Origin of the sequence: Pseudomonas sp. GW456-12-10-14-LB2 (genome assembly GCF_002884345.1) — a bacterium.
Lineage (GTDB): Bacteria > Pseudomonadota > Gammaproteobacteria > Pseudomonadales > Pseudomonadaceae > Aquipseudomonas > Aquipseudomonas paraglycinae.
Map to the genome: position 1 here is coordinate 1 of NZ_POHV01000095.1, position 376 is coordinate 376.

Below are 376 nucleotides of genomic sequence, written 5' to 3' on the forward strand. Positions count from 1 at the left end.
CTATCGCACTCTGAACTGGCCTGCCTACAACGCCGCGCTTCGTAATGGCGGGTCGCTGACGGTCTGGTTCGACCCGTCGATGAAGTGGCATGCGGCGCCATCGGGCAAGCGCGGCGCGCAGCCGGTTTACAGTGACGCGGCGGTTCAGGCCTGCCTGACGGTCAAGGTGCTCTTCGGCCTGCCGCTACGCCAGACGACCGGCTTCATCGCGAGCCTTCTGAAGCTTGCGGGGCTCGACTGGACCGTGCCGGACTACTCGACGCTCTGCCGGCGCCAGAGGACGCTGGCCGTGCAGCTGCCCTACCGGGGCTCGGAGGGGCCATTGCACCTGCTGATCGACAGCACCGGGATCAAGGTCCGGGGCGAAGGGGAATGG

1 protein-coding gene is annotated in these 376 nt (G+C 67.3%); it reads left to right on the forward strand.

The annotated features are described in order from the left end of the window. Positions 1-376: IS5 family transposase (locus C1X29_RS29805; protein ID WP_146023287.1), on the forward strand; the 376-nt coding region annotated here is incomplete at both ends.